Origin of the sequence: Lactococcus sp. LG1267 (assembly GCF_017309545.1) — a bacterium.
Taxonomy (GTDB): Bacteria; Bacillota; Bacilli; order Lactobacillales; family Streptococcaceae; genus Lactococcus; species Lactococcus petauri.
In genome coordinates, this window is sequence record NZ_CP071295.1 from 1,142,091 (window position 1) to 1,155,998 (window position 13,908).

At 38.8% G+C, this 13,908-nt stretch carries 11 protein-coding genes; 7 read left to right on the forward strand and 4 right to left on the reverse strand.

Features of this window, described 5'->3' with window-relative positions:
- Positions 1-86 precede the first annotated feature (86 nt).
- The 5 genes from J0J33_RS05670 (at position 87) to J0J33_RS05690 (ending at position 5,678) form a co-directional block, all read left to right on the forward strand.
- A complete protein-coding gene (locus tag J0J33_RS05670) occupies positions 87-1,400 on the forward strand; it encodes an FtsW/RodA/SpoVE family cell cycle protein (protein WP_206888493.1) in 1,314 nt (437 codons plus the stop codon).
- A gap of 143 nt (positions 1,401-1,543) precedes the next feature.
- Complete coding sequence (locus J0J33_RS05675) at positions 1,544-1,975, forward strand: flavodoxin family protein (RefSeq protein ID WP_004258465.1); 432 nt, start codon at positions 1,544-1,546, stop codon at positions 1,973-1,975.
- 213 nt (positions 1,976-2,188) lie between these two features.
- Entirely contained in the window at positions 2,189-3,367 is a 1,179-nt protein-coding gene (locus J0J33_RS05680; protein WP_206921608.1) for a CHAP domain-containing protein, read from the forward strand.
- Between the two features lie 150 nt (positions 3,368-3,517).
- Positions 3,518-4,417, forward strand: a complete 900-nt coding sequence (locus J0J33_RS05685; protein ID WP_019293732.1) for an ABC transporter ATP-binding protein — start codon at positions 3,518-3,520, stop codon at positions 4,415-4,417.
- A complete protein-coding gene (locus J0J33_RS05690) occupies positions 4,410-5,678 on the forward strand; it encodes an ABC transporter permease (RefSeq protein WP_019293731.1) in 1,269 nt (422 codons plus the stop codon). Before J0J33_RS05685 ends, J0J33_RS05690 begins: the two co-directional genes overlap by 8 nt.
- 42 nt (positions 5,679-5,720) lie before the next feature.
- Here the strand turns inward: J0J33_RS05690 and J0J33_RS05695 are convergent, their stop codons facing one another.
- Positions 5,721-6,155: a Spx/MgsR family RNA polymerase-binding regulatory protein gene (locus J0J33_RS05695; RefSeq protein WP_019291655.1), complete on the reverse strand. Its 435-nt coding sequence runs from the start codon at positions 6,153-6,155 to the stop codon at positions 5,721-5,723.
- 584 nt (positions 6,156-6,739) lie between these two features.
- Between J0J33_RS05695 and carB the strand changes: the two genes are divergently transcribed.
- Together carB and J0J33_RS05705 are read left to right on the forward strand one after the other, a co-directional pair.
- A complete protein-coding gene (carB, locus tag J0J33_RS05700) occupies positions 6,740-9,925 on the forward strand; it encodes a carbamoyl-phosphate synthase large subunit (protein ID WP_019335315.1) in 3,186 nt (1,061 codons plus the stop codon).
- Between the two features lie 90 nt (positions 9,926-10,015).
- The gene (locus J0J33_RS05705) at positions 10,016-10,549 is read left to right on the forward strand and encodes an rRNA large subunit pseudouridine synthase E (protein WP_019291653.1); all 534 of its coding nucleotides are present in this window, start codon (positions 10,016-10,018) and stop codon (positions 10,547-10,549) included.
- Between the two features lie 28 nt (positions 10,550-10,577).
- Here the strand turns inward: J0J33_RS05705 and J0J33_RS05710 are convergent, their stop codons facing one another.
- From J0J33_RS05710 to J0J33_RS05720, 3 genes are read right to left on the reverse strand one after another with little or no spacing between them, the layout of a single operon-like run.
- Positions 10,578-11,375 (reverse strand): YgcG family protein, encoded by a 798-nt coding sequence (locus tag J0J33_RS05710; RefSeq protein ID WP_206888497.1) that lies wholly within the window; start codon positions 11,373-11,375, stop codon positions 10,578-10,580.
- Entirely contained in the window at positions 11,372-12,472 is a 1,101-nt protein-coding gene (locus J0J33_RS05715) for a TFIIB-type zinc ribbon-containing protein (RefSeq protein ID WP_165719486.1), read from the reverse strand. Before J0J33_RS05715 ends, J0J33_RS05710 begins: the two co-directional genes overlap by 4 nt.
- 21 nt (positions 12,473-12,493) lie before the next feature.
- Complete coding sequence (locus tag J0J33_RS05720; RefSeq protein ID WP_206888499.1) at positions 12,494-13,723, reverse strand: SPFH domain-containing protein; 1,230 nt, start codon at positions 13,721-13,723, stop codon at positions 12,494-12,496.
- Between the last annotated feature and the right edge of the window lie 185 nt (positions 13,724-13,908).

The window sequence follows — 13,908 nt, forward strand, 5'->3', positions numbered from 1 at the left end:
AACAATAATGGTTTTGCGAAAGCAACCATTTTTATATAAATAATGTATAATAGAGCCTATAGACTTTCTAGTGATGGAGCTTCATTTTGAATAATAAAACAAATACAATAAATAAAAAGAAAAAGCAGCCTAAAAATAAGCTAACTTTTGACAGTCGTATTGACTATGCGCTTATTCTACCAGCTTTTCTTTTAACAGTTATCGGTCTTTATGCCATTTGGGTTGCTGTAAGTCATGATTATCCGACACAAGCGGTTAAGATGGTTGGACAACAAGGGACTTGGATTATTGTCGGTGTTATTTTAGCCTTAATTGTCATGCATATGGACTCGAGGCTGCTTTGGAACCTTACGCCGGTTCTGTATGGTTTTGGTCTTATTTTGATGGTGCTGCCCATATTCTTTTACAGCCCTTCGATGTATGAGCTGACAGGTGCAAAGAACTGGGTTGCCTTTCATAACACCAATCTTTTCCAGCCCTCGGAGCTCATGAAAATAGCCTATATATTGTTTTTAGCAAGGATTGTCGTTTCCTTTCAAAACAAACTGAAAAAACGTTATCTTAAAGATGATTTTATCTTAATTGGACAAATTGGCTTGGCTACTGTGCCCATTGCTATTCTCGCAGCTTTACAAAAAGACTTTGGTACCTTTATGGTTTTCCTTGTGATTGTAGCGGGAATCATTCTTGTTTCAGGGGTATCTTGGAAAATTATCTTGCCTGTCCTCCTCATAGCTATCCTAGTCGCCGTGGGTGTTGTAGCTATGGTGATGAATCCTAAGGGACAAGAGCTCTTAGGAACTGTTTTCAGCCAATATCAGGTTAATCGTTTCTTAGCTTGGCTTCATCCCTTTGAGTACACACAGACATTCTCACTTCAACAATCTCGTGCTTTGATTGCTATCGGTGTCGGCGGTCTCTTTGGACATGGATTTGGAGTGGCAAATGTCAACGTACCAGTCCGTGAATCAGATATGATTTTTACCGTTATCGGAGAAGATTTTGGTTTTGTCGGTGCAACTTTTGTCATTTTACTTTATTTCATCTTGATTTATCGTATGATTCGGGTGACTTTTCAATCCAATAATCAGTTCTATATCTTTATATCCACGGGGATTATTATGATGATTCTGTTCCATGTCTTTGAAAATATTGGAGCGGCGATTGGCTTGGTCCCATTGACGGGTATTCCTTTACCGTTCATTTCACAAGGTGGTTCGGCATTGATCAGTAATATTATTGGTTTAGGGCTCGTACTTTCCATGAAATATAATCAATTGCCTGAGTTCGTATTAGTTCGCGAAGCAGGTAGAAAGAAATTAGAACATAAAAGAGCGCGTCTGTCTCGTTCATCCTATAAAAGAGTGAAGCCAAAAGGGAGACGTAGAATAAGTAAATAAAAAAGCTTTTCAAGGAAAAGCTTTTTTATGTGGAATGACCGCAACAATATTAAGAAGTCCACGAAATTTATAAGCTAGAAATTTCACATACTTCACAAAATATGATAGTCTATAAGTGAAGGAACAAAGGAGGAATTATTAAGATGAAATATGCAGTAAGATATGCTTCACGTGGTGGAAATACACGTGCAGTTGCTGATGAAATTGCGAAAAAAATTGATGTGAAAGCAGAACGAATCTCTGAACCCCTAGAAGAGGAAGTAGATGTCTTGTTTCTTGGAGCAGGTGTTTGGTTTGCTTCTGTAACAAAAGACATGAAGGAATACTTGGCAGCTTTAGACAGTGGTAAAATCAAACAAATTGTTGCCTTTTCTACTTCGGGTCACTTGGAATCTGCAATTAAAAAAATTACTGCAGCAGCAAAAGACAAAGGCATTAAAGTTAATGAAGAATCTTTTGATTTGCATTTAAACATGCAAGGTATGACATTTTTCGCACCTGCTGGGGGTGATTTAACAAAAGAACAAATCAATGAAGTTGATGCCTTTGTTGATAAAGTTCTTGCAAAACTATAATATTAATTAACGCCCTTTTATTTAAAAGCTCCTTATTTTGGAGCTTTTTTTGTTTCTTTAAATTATATAGAGTATTAAAAACAGGTTACGTTGGTGCAATGATAGGTAATTTAAATGTAACGCAACAAGCAGTTTTTGTAACAAAAACAAAAGGTTTTGTGATAAAATAGTAATGTTCAAACAAGAAAACATGAGGAAGTAAATTTAAAGTTTATGAAAAAGAAATTAATTATGACGCTGATGCTTTCAACGGTTGTCCTGAATACAGGTGCTCCCTTAGCTGCTGTAAAGGCAGATTCAACGGAAAATAAGTTGGCAGCACAGGACTCAAAGATTGCAAACTTGAAGAATGAGGCCAGTCTAGCTCAAGCGAAAGTTGAAGCAGTTGGGACCCAAGTAGGGGCCCTAAAAGCTAAGCAAACTTCAATGCAAGAACAGATAGAAAAGCTATTAGAACAGCAAAAAGCGCAGTCTACACAGATTCGTGAATTGGACAAGAATATTGAGGAACGTAGTCACGCATTAGAAGCACAAGCACGAAGTGCTCAAACTGATGGTTCAGCAACGAATTATATTTCAGCAATTTTGGATTCTAAATCTCTAACCAATGCCATTCAAAAAATCACAGCTATGTCGACTGTTGCAGGTGCCAATAAGGCAATGATTGAACAGCAAGAACAAGATCAAAAGAATGTTCAAGCGAAACTCAAAGATAATATGGAAAAATACGCGGAAGTCACGCGCTTGCAACAAGAGTTGAGCACTCAAGCCGATGAATTGGCAACACAAGAAGCACAACTTAAAGTTGCGCAACTTAATTACCAAGCCACAATCACATCTGAAGAAGGCAAAAAACAAGAATTGTTAACTCAAAAAGCTGAAGCTGAGCAAGCAGCACAAGAAGCTGTTCAAGCTCAAAAAATAGCTACACAAGAGTCAGTGGTAGCCCAACAGGAAAAGGTCAAAGAAACTGTAGTGGAAAGTAAACCAGATCCAGTGGCACCACCAGTTGTTGATGAAGGCAATCAAACTGTAGAACCTGAAATTGAGAAACCTAAGCCGCCAATTACAGATCCTAAACCACCAGTTTCAACGACGAATCCATATCCAGCTGGACAATGTACGGCTTATGTTTGGGATTACTTTGGTGGTGCAATTCCAACATATGTAGGTAATGCGGCAGACTGGGTACGTTACGCAAACAGTGGACCAGCAGCGGGAACTATTGCTGTCTTTCCACCAGGAAACCAGGGTGCCGGTGGTGTTGGACACGTTGCAGTAGTCATCTCTGTTTCTGGCTCTACGATGAGAGTCAAAGAAGGCAACTTTAACGGTGGTTGGGGGACTGAACGTGAATGTTCAACAGCCGGCGTGAGCTTTATCCGTCCTTAGTAAAAGAGTAAACACAAGAAGCAAGAAGAACTTGCTTCTTTTTTAATTTTTCACCTCTAACTAGGAAAGGATAAGGTTTTTACTTCAATATATCTACTTAATAAGGTATACTAAGTTAAAAGATTATCATTTAATTTTAAGGAGGAAGGGATGCTCGAAGTGAAAAATCTCCGAAAGACATTCGGAGAACTTGTTGCTGTTGATGATCTGAGTTTTACTATTGAAGATGGTGAAATTTTAGGTTTTATTGGACAAAATGGATCGGGAAAAACAACAACATTTAGATTAATATTGGATTTTTTGATGCAAGATTCAGGAAGCGTGCTCTGGAATGGTAAGCCGCTCTCTAGTGATGAATATAACATCATTGGTTATTTACCAGAGGAAAGAGGGCTTTATCCTAAAGATAGTATAGAAACTCAGTTGCGTTTCTTTGGTCAACTAAGAGGCAAAACGCGAAAAGAAATCGATGAGAAAATCGATTATTGGATGGAAAAATTTGAGGTTAAAGGCAAGCGCACAGATAAGGTTAAAACATTATCAAAAGGGAATCAGCAGAAGGTTCAGCTTATAGCTACGCTGATTCATGAACCGAAGCTTGTTATTTTAGATGAACCGTTCTCTGGTTTAGATCCTGTGAATGCAGAGTTGCTCAAAACAGCTGTAGCTGAATTACGTGAGCAAAAAGTCTGTGTTGTCTTTTCAGACCATAATATGCTGAATGTCGAAAAAATGGTGGATAAGATGATAATGGTAAAAGAAGGTAAGAAAATACTGGATGGAACCGTTGATGCTGTACGTCAAAGTTTTGGACGGACTAAAGTATTTATTGAAGCACCGGTAGCACAAGAAGATCTCGCACAGCTGGAAGGTGTAAAAGAAGTACAGGTGGAGCGTAATGGTACTTATGAGTTAACTTTAGAAAATGAAGAAGCAGGCAAAGCTGTCTTTGACTATGTTACACAATCAGGCTATATCCAGATGTTTTCACAACAACCGCCAAGCTTGGAAGAAATATTCAAAATGAAGGCAGGTGATGCACATGAATAGTAAGTTTTGGACAATCGTGAAAGAAGTCTTTCGTAAAAATGTTAAATCAGTTGCCTTTTTAGTTATGGTCTTTCTCCCGCTTCTCATTGGATTAGTTATTTATGTTATTGCAAGAGTAGCAGATGATGGAGCAGGCGACGTTGATCGGATTGCGGTAGTGACAAAAAGCAAGGAAATTGGAAGTGCGCTGACTGAAGTTAAAGGCAATATTAAGTATGAAGTAATGGACAGAACAGCAGCAAATCGTAAACTTAAAGATGAAGATGTAGGCGCGATTTTAGCTTTAGAGATGGAACAAGGGAAAATAAGCTCAACCTTAGAAACCACACGTTCTCTTGATACGGCAACTCAAATGACTGTCTCCCAGACGCTTACAGCAATCCAGCAAAGTGTCTTTGCCACTCAATTAGGCTTGTCACCAGAAGAAAAAACGAACCTTCTTTCTCCCGCGAAATTAGAGCCTGTGCATGTTGAGTTTGACGCGGATGGCAATAGAATTCAAGGTACAGATTATTCTGGTTTGAGGCAGGTTATAGCAACAGTCCTGATTGTAATGATTTGGATTTTTGTTGCAACTTATGGTAGTATTGTGGCGCAAGAAATTGCCAGCGAAAAAGGAACGCGTATTATGGAAGTGATTCTTTCAAGCGTTAAAGCCGAAACTCATTTTTATGGAAAATTAGTGGGGATTATCTTAGTCTGTTCAGTCAATGTTCTTGCTTATGCTGTTCAGATTGGAGTAGGTTATCTAATCTTCAGAGATAATGACATGATGCGTAGCTTCCTTAACGGTTTAAATCTTCAAGAAGTGTTTACTGGACAATTTTGGCTTGTAATTCCGATTGTCATCTTAGGAATTCTCCTGTTTACATTTTTAGCAGCTCTTTCCGGTTCATTGATTTCTCGTGTTGAAGATGTACCTAAAGCACAAACACCAATGACAATGATTGGGTTACTTGGTTACATGCTTTCTGTAATTTTTGCTTCTCAACCTGATAATATCGTGATGACCGTGACAAGTTATATCCCTTTTATTTCGAGTTTTGTCTTACCGATGCAAATTGCAACAGGTGTAGCAAGTAATTTACAAGTCTGGATTTCCATGGGAATTATGTTTATAACGATGTTGTTTATACTCCTGTTCTCTGCTCGACTTTATAAATCAAATGTTTTAATCTATAGCAGCGATGGCTTACTTAAAGTTTTGAAACAATCACTTAATAATATCAAAAATGAAGACAAGTTAAAAAATAAAGCTTAATAAAAAAACCAAGTCTCTGAATTCAGAGGTCTTGGTTTTTTATTAACTCGCATGAATATGGAAGTCACGTTCTAATACAATATCACGTACTTTACGACTAATATCGCTCAATCTTACCTCACGAACAGGACGTGGGAGAAATTTTCGGATATCATCGTCATTGTAACCAATCTGAAGGCGCTTGTCATCCAAAATAAGCGGACGACGTAAAATGGAACGGTTCTCTTTCATGATTGTAACCAGAGTATTTAAAGAAAATCGCTCAAGGTCTAATGATAAACTCTGATATGCACGGCTTCTTTTGGAAATAATTTCCTCCGTACCATTTTCAGTCAAAGCAAGAATTTCAAGAAAGTCTTCTTTCTTAATATCATCTGTAAGAAGATTTATTTCTTGAAAATCTACACCGTTATCAACGAGCCATTTTTTTGCTTTTTGGCTTGAGCTGCAACCAGCAACTGTATAAATTTTTATCATATTATCCCCCTTGTCGAAAATCTTATTTATTTCTAATTTACTTATGAATTAATTATAACATTTTTACGGAAAGTGTCAAGAGTATTATTATAAAAATTTAATTGTAAATTTATAATTAATTTTAAAAATAGCATGTTTTGTTTAAAATAAAGGGTTTATGCTGTGTTTATAGAGGGGTGATAGAATACTCTTTCAAAAAGAAAAGAACTTTTTTCTTTTTTTATTTATTAAATAGAAGGCGCTTTCTATTTAATGTAAATCTTATTACTGTTTTTTGATACAAGTTTTTTTCACTGAAATCTCTCAAGTAAGAGATCTCTCAAAGTTTTCATTTGACTGCATCTTTAGAAAATGATATTCTACTAAAGATAAAACTTTTAAACTGGTCCAGAGAGGCTAGCAAGGTTGTGAACATGAATATTAAATCTTTTTGAATAAAAAGGGAATACTCTATCTTCTTTGCACTTGCTTTTTCTGGCAGGTGCTTTTTTCTTAAAATTCCTAGGAAATGAGAAAAATGTCTGTCAGAGAGTAGTACAAAGTTTATCTCACAGCTGCTTTGGAATTTTAGAAATGGGGATACTATGCCAAAACGTACGGATATTAAGAAGATTATGATTATCGGTTCAGGACCGATTGTTATTGGTCAGGCTGCTGAATTTGACTATGCTGGTACTCAAGCCTGCTTAGCGCTCAAAGAAGAAGGTTATCAAGTTATTTTGGTCAATTCAAATCCAGCAACGATTATGACTGACCGTGAAATTGCTGATAAAGTTTATATTGAGCCGATTACGCTTGAGTTTGTCAGCAAAATCCTTCGCAAAGAAAGACCAGATGCCCTCTTGCCAACCTTAGGTGGTCAAACAGGGCTAAATATGGCGATGGAATTGGCGGAAAGCGGTATTTTGAAAGAACTTTCGGTTGAACTTTTAGGTACAAAATTAACTGCCATTGACCGAGCAGAAGACCGTGAATTATTTAAAGAACTCTGTGAAAGTATTGGAGAGCCTTTGTGCGAATCTGAAATTGCCACAACGGTTGAGGAGGCAGTTAATCAAGCAAAAGAGATTGGCTACCCAATCATTGTCCGTCCAGCCTTTACGATGGGGGGAACAGGCGGCGGAATTTGCAACAACGAAACAGAACTTCGTGAGGTAGTTGCCAATGGATTAAAACTTTCTCCAGTGACACAATGTTTGATTGAAAAATCAATAGCCGGATATAAAGAAATAGAGTACGAAGTGATGCGTGACTCGGCAGATAATGCGATTGTGGTCTGCAACATGGAAAACTTTGATCCCGTAGGTATACATACAGGAGATTCGATTGTGTTCGCGCCTAGTCAAACCTTGTCAGATGTTGAATACCAAATGCTTCGTGATGCTTCATTAAAAATCATTCGTGCTTTGAAAATCGAAGGAGGATGTAATGTTCAGCTTGCTTTGGATCCACATTCTTATAAATATTATGTGATTGAAGTAAATCCCCGTGTCTCACGCTCCTCTGCCTTAGCTTCTAAAGCGACAGGTTATCCGATTGCTAAGATGTCGGCCAAAATTGCAGTCGGAATGACATTAGATGAAATTATCAATCCGGTAACAAACACGACTTATGCTATGTTTGAGCCAGCACTTGACTACGTTGTCTCTAAAATTGCCCGCTTCCCCTTTGATAAATTTGAAAATGGTGATCGTAATCTCGGGACACAAATGAAAGCGACTGGAGAGGTAATGGCTATCGGACGCAACATCGAAGAAAGCTTACTCAAGGCAGTACGTTCATTGGAGATAGGTGTGAGCCACAACCGTTTAGAAGGTGCTGAAGAAGTCACAGAAGAGTTCCTGTACGAAAAAATTATTAAAGCACAGGATGACCGTCTCTTCTATATTTCAGAAGCGATTCGCCGTGGTATTCCGATTGAGGAAATTGCGGCTTTAAGTAAGATTGACATTTTCTTCCTAGATAAATTACTCCATATCGTTGAGATTGAAAAAGAGTTAGAACTTAATGTTTTTGATCCAGAAATTTTGAAAACAGCCAAGAAAAATGGTTTTTCGGATAAAGAGATTGCTCGTCTTTGGAATGTGACAGAGTCCGAAGTACGTCGGCGTCGCAAAGATGGTGAAATTCTGCCAGTCTACAAAATGGTAGATACTTGTGCTGCTGAGTTTGAAAGTAGTACGCCATATTTCTACTCGTCTTACGCATGGGAGAACGAGTCTGTCAAATCTGAAAAGGAAAAAATCCTTGTTCTAGGTTCAGGTCCAATCCGTATCGGTCAAGGCGTGGAGTTTGACTATGCGACTGTTCATTCAGTTAAAGCAATCCAAGCTTTAGGCTATGAAGCAATTATCGTCAACAGCAATCCTGAGACGGTTTCTACTGATTTTTCAATTTCGGATAAACTCTACTTTGAACCTTTGACTTTCGAAGATGTCATGAACATTATCGATTTAGAGGAACCCAAAGGTGTAATCGTTCAGTTTGGTGGGCAGACAGCGATTAATCTAGCGGAACCTTTGGAAAAAGCTGGCGTAAGTATCTTAGGAACACAAGTAGCAGACCTTGAACGTGCAGAAGACCGAGATTCCTTTGAAAAGGCTTTGTCCGACTTGGATATTCCACAACCACCGGGAGCAACAGCCACAAATGAAGAAGAAGCAGTTGCCAATGCTGAAAAAATTGGTTATCCTGTCCTGCTACGCCCATCCTTTGTCTTAGGTGGACGTGCTATGGAAATTATTGATAATGAAGCAGATTTGCGTAATTATATGAACCGTGCAGTCAAGGCTTCGCCAGAACACCCAGTATTAGTAGACAGCTATTTGACTGGACAAGAGTGTGAAGTAGATGCTATTTGTGATGGAAAAGATGTTTTGTTGCCAGGAATTATGGAGCATATTGAACGTGCGGGGGTTCACTCGGGAGACTCAATGGCTGTTTATCCACCACAAACCTTCAGTCCTGAAATTATTGAGACAATCGTGGATTATACTAAACGATTGGCAGAAGGCTTAAACTGCATCGGTATGATGAATATTCAGTTCGTTATCCACGAGCAAAAAGTCTATGTTATTGAAGTTAACCCACGAGCTTCGCGTACGGTTCCTTTCCTATCAAAAGTTACAGGAATTCCGATGGCACAACTTGCCACACAGATGATTTTAGGGAAAACACTAGCAGAACTTGGTTACACATCAGGTCTTGCCCCAGAATCTGAACTGGTCCACATCAAAGCTCCAGTCTTCAGCTTTAGCAAATTGGCAAAAGTTGATAGCCTCCTTGGTCCAGAGATGAAATCAACGGGGGAAGTGATGGGATCAGATACAACCTTAGAAAAGGCGCTTTATAAATCTTTTGAAGCTGCAAAACTGCACATGGCTGACCATGGGTCAATTCTCTTTACAGTGGCCGATGAAGATAAAGCAGAAACCTTAGAGATGGCAAAACGTTTTGCTGATATTGGTTATTCACTAGTAGCGACTTCAGGAACTGCACAATACCTAAAAACTGCAGGGCTTTATGTTCGAGAGGTCGGTAAAGTGACGGAATCTACTGAGGATACAGTTATTGATGACATTCGTATGGGGCGTGTTCAAGCTATTGTCAATACAATGGGCAGCAAACGCGTATCAACACAAGAAACGGATGGTTTTCTCATACGTCAGGAAGCAATTAGTCGTGGTATTCCACTCTTTACAGCTTTAGACACAGCAGAAGCTATCCTCCGTGTGATGGAGAGCCGCTCATTTACCATGAATGTTATTTAAACAAAAAAAGCAGACTGGTACTGCTTTTTTTATGTGACATTTTCTTTATGGCAGGTGCGAAGCTGGACCACTTTTGGTACAATAGAGGAGATGATATTACTATTTAATAAACCCTTTGACGTACTCACAAAATTTACGGATACTGAAAATCGTAAAACATTGAAAGATTATATTGATGTTCCTAATGTATATGCTGCAGGACGCTTAGATAAAGACAGTGAAGGCTTACTTTTACTGACAGATGATGGAAAGTTAAATCATAAGCTTACTGACCCAAAGTCCAAGTCTTATAAGACTTATCTTGTACAGGTCGAGGGAGAATTCACTGAGTCAGCAGCTCAAAAACTCCGTGCAGGTGTTTTGCTTAAAGATGGTAAAACACTTCCGGCGAAAGTTAGACGAGTTTCAGAACCAGAGTGGCTTTGGGAGAGAACGCCACCGATTCGTGAGCGAAAATCAATACCCACAAGCTGGGTCGAAATCTCTATCAAAGAAGGAAAAAATCGTCAAGTGCGTCGAATGACAGCCAATGTTGGTTTTCCAACATTACGTTTAATCCGTACAAAGATTGGAAATTATGAATTGGGGAATCTTCCTTCAGGAAAGTATAAGATAATAAAATAAAAAAAGAGCATTTGCTCTTTTTGTTTTATTAAAAACTCCGTCCACCGCCAGAACCTCCGCCACCAGAGAAGCCGCCTCCACTAGAGTTATTATTTCTAGGAATACGGCGAGTAGTAATGAAGGAGTTGACCAACGTATCGCTTTGTTTGGATAAGTTTAATTTTCCATTCTCTTGATAACCATAATTCCAGTGTGCGCCCATCTTTAATTGATAGCGAGAGACCAGAACAGTAACAAAGGCACCAGCGGAGATGAGTGCAAGAATAACTGCAATTAGAATATAAGCAGGACGGAAGGAACGATGAAAAGTAACGGCTCCCGTTTGCGGGTCAACCGTATATTTTCGTCCGCCAGGTATCCCCTGTTCATAATAATGCGTCACTTGTGCATAAAAATTCTCTATGGCTTGTGGATAATTCCCATCGGACAATTGAGGTTGCACAACATCTAAAATCGACTCAATCCGAGAAGAGGTAATGTAATACTTCAAGTTTCCTGTTGCCCAGATATAAAGTTTCCGCTGTGACATATTAATTACCAAGACAATACCGTTGTTCCCTTGCCCGACTTTTTGTGCTAAATAATTGACTGCTAACTCTTTGGGCGATTCAGTATCGTCCATGGTTGTAACTACAAAAACTCCAGCTTTGGTCTGGTTTGCAAGCAGTTGAGCTTCTTGCTCAAGGGATTGTGTTGTGCCACTCAAAAGAGCAGCCTGATCGTCAATACCTACCTGCTGTGCAGAAGTATCTTTAGCAAAAGCAAACAATGTACAGAGTGTAATTACTGTAAAAAATAGTGTTAAAAGTATTCGTTTCTTTTTCATGAGACAAACCACCCCACAGTCACGCCAAGTATGAGTACAGTGATGAAAATAAGAAGTGCCACCAGAGCGACTTTCAGTTTATCCACAGGAAGGATACCAGCAGTTTTACCTGTTTGACCATTCATTGCATAATAGAAAAGTTTATCACTATTTTTTTGACGATAAGTCACGAGCCAGAGTGGTAAAAGCACATAATCACTTTCCAAATTTTTAATGCTTTGTTGAGATTGAACACTGGTTACAGCAGTGTAGCCTTGAATTGTGTCGCGCATGAGCGCTTCGGAATACTGACGTAATTCGCTATCTACGCGTTCCTTGATTTCTGCATACTCAATATCTCTTTTTTCAGTTAAAAAACCGGAGAGATACTGATTTTTAAAAGATACCGCTTTGGATAAATCGAAGGGTTGAACAGCACCAACCATTTTTTCAGGTTCATTTTTTTTCAAGGCATTTTTTACTAAATCTTGAAAGTTGCTGTTTCCTTCTCGGAAGATTTGGTATTGCTTAGTTTCTGTGTATTCTAAATCTCCAACAATCCAGACCCGTATCCTATTGGCACGTGCTTGCAATTGTCCTTCTAAATCTGCACCAACAACCCAATAAGGGAAATAAACACCTTGAAGTTGCTTGATTTGTTTTTTATCAAAGAAATCTTTCGGGACAAATCTCTTTTTCCCTACCCAGTCGAGGAAAGCTTTTTCAGCATCCTTCTGTTCAATCTGGAAAGGTAGAACTTTTTCTGGGAGAAATTTCCCAGAGAGACGTTCTGAAAGAACGACAGGATTGTGACAATAATAGCAGAAAGTAGAAGCAGTAGTTGCATCTGTCACAATTTCCGCACCACATGAAGGACAAACAAAGAGTCCAACCTGATCATCAATCGGTGTTTCTGCCTCATCAGTTTCTAAAGGAACATCTGGAATACTTTCTTCTGGAATTCCCTTGTCTTTTTGTTTGGCTTCAAAGGCAGTAACTTCCTCTTCCGTAAAGGTAGATAAGCAGTACTGGCAATGAAACTTTTGACTTTTAGGATCAAATAAGAGGGGACCGCCACAATTAGGACAGAGATGGGTGAGAACCTTCGACTGGCTCATAATTTACCTCTTTTCTGATTTTTATAAAGGTTTAGCAACAAAAGGTTGTCCACATTCTGGACAGAATTTTGGACCACCATTAGCTAAATTAACGACTGCATTACAAGCTGAGCAAGCCATTTCGATCTTTAAGTTAGCTTGCACTTCAGGTTTTTTCTCACCACAGTTTGAACAGAATTTTCCTGCATTTTCTGTACCACAAGCTGAACAAGTCCACGTGTCTTCCGATTTTGTCGCTGCCTTTTCCTGTTGAGCCATTTGGGCTTGATTTGAGGCACTGGCCTGACCAAGCACATCTCCCGCTTGGTTCATTCCCATGCCCATTCCCATAAAGGCTTGCATGGCTCCACCAGTGTTGCTTCCAGCTGCTTCAATACCGCGCGCCACAGCGCCTTGCATATAGCCTTCACGTACACTTGGATCACCTAGCATTGCACCTTGGTTACGCATATTGATTAGTTTTTGGCTGTCATCTGTGTAACTGATTGAGCTTACAGCAACAGCGACCACTTCGATTCCACGAAGTTTGCGCCATTCTTCGTCAAGTGTATCCGCCATATATTTTGAAAGTTCAACAGATTTTGAAGGGAGGAAAGAAACGCGCTCACCTTGTGCTGAGTAGAGGTTGATTGACGTATTCAATGCTGTTAAAAATTCTTGGAGATATTGTTCATTGATATCTGAGATTTCAACTTGTGTTTGATTTTTTGGAATGGCATTAGCATAGAACAAGATAGGATCTGTAATTCTTAGCGAATATGTTCCATGTGTACGGAGAAAGAGTTCCGCATTATAGAAGTTATCAAAGTATTGTAAAGGCGTAGCTGTTCCAAACTTAATGCCTTTAATTTCTTGAAGATTAATATAGTAAACTTCTTGTTTTTGAGGTGTCACACCACCAAATTTAAAACGAAAGAAGGCTTCTTGAACAGATTCTTTAAGTCCACCGTTAAACATAGAAGGTGCAGTATCATTTTTGACCGTATAATAACCTTCTTCTGCGGTATAGTCAATGATTTTACCGCCGTCAACAAGGAGCATCATCATATTAGGATAGACATGCACGACAGATCCATCTGTAATGACATCAGAAGTTCCTTTACGATTGCTGCCACGTTTATCGTCCTTGCGCACCATAACACCTTTGGTCATAACAGTTTGATCGGACATATCTTCTGGTTCGATGACTTCAAGCCATTGATCGGCTAACGTTCCTCCGATGCTACTTGTCGCTGCTTTAATGATACCCATATTTTTCTCCTGTCTTTATTTAAATTACACGCTTTCATTATACCATATAAAGAAAGGATTTTTTTACAACTTGAGTAGGATTTATTGATTCTTGTAATTCCTCTTAATTTAAGTTATAATACTTTAAAACCTTTAACTTAGTCCAGAGAGGCTAGCAAGGATACGATAAATTATATCCCCTTTAT

Bases quoted from the DNA above. Each gene is read 5' to 3' on its own strand.
- J0J33_RS05675 (WP_004258465.1), top strand. From the start codon at position 1,544: ATGAAATATGCAGTAAGATATGCTTCACGTGGTGGAAATACACGTGCA.
- J0J33_RS05680 (WP_206921608.1), top strand. From the start codon at position 2,189: ATGAAAAAGAAATTAATTATGACGCTGATGCTTTCAACGGTTGTCCTG.
- J0J33_RS05685 (WP_019293732.1), top strand. From the start codon at position 3,518: ATGCTCGAAGTGAAAAATCTCCGAAAGACATTCGGAGAACTTGTTGCT.
- J0J33_RS05690 (WP_019293731.1), top strand. From the start codon at position 4,410: ATGAATAGTAAGTTTTGGACAATCGTGAAAGAAGTCTTTCGTAAAAAT.
- J0J33_RS05695 (WP_019291655.1), bottom strand. From the start codon at position 6,155: ATGATAAAAATTTATACAGTTGCTGGTTGCAGCTCAAGCCAAAAAGCA.
- carB (WP_019335315.1), top strand. From the start codon at position 6,740: ATGCCAAAACGTACGGATATTAAGAAGATTATGATTATCGGTTCAGGA.
- J0J33_RS05705 (WP_019291653.1), top strand. From the start codon at position 10,016: ATGATATTACTATTTAATAAACCCTTTGACGTACTCACAAAATTTACG.
- J0J33_RS05710 (WP_206888497.1), bottom strand. From the start codon at position 11,375: ATGAAAAAGAAACGAATACTTTTAACACTATTTTTTACAGTAATTACA.
- J0J33_RS05715 (WP_165719486.1), bottom strand. From the start codon at position 12,472: ATGAGCCAGTCGAAGGTTCTCACCCATCTCTGTCCTAATTGTGGCGGT.
- J0J33_RS05720 (WP_206888499.1), bottom strand. From the start codon at position 13,723: ATGGGTATCATTAAAGCAGCGACAAGTAGCATCGGAGGAACGTTAGCC.